Below are 235 nucleotides of genomic sequence, written 5' to 3'. Positions count from 1 at the left end.
AAACCTGCCAGGGCGAATTGCGGTGCGTCTGGATGTTGTTCGCGGGCGTAGTCGATAACGGCAATAAAGTCTTGCGTTTCGCCGCGGCCGTAATCGTGCTCGCCTTCGATATTGCCTACGCCGCGCAAATTGGGCAGGTAGCAATGGAAACCGAGATGGCTGAGGTCTTTGGCGGCGGTTTGGATGACTTTGTTGGAGTTGGTGCCGCCTTGCAGGGGATTGGGGTGGTTGATGA

Annotated in this window: 1 protein-coding gene; it reads right to left on the bottom strand. The window is 56.6% G+C overall.

Annotation, left to right across the window (positions count from 1 at the left end; all coding sequences use genetic code 11):
• Nucleotides 1-235: alpha/beta hydrolase (locus ACTHSP_RS24125; RefSeq protein ID WP_440347238.1), on the bottom strand; the 235-nt coding region annotated here is incomplete at both ends.

The sequence above is a fragment of the Neisseria sp. P0001.S005 genome (assembly GCF_051963715.1).
This window is presented reverse-complemented; position numbering and strand designations above follow the sequence as displayed.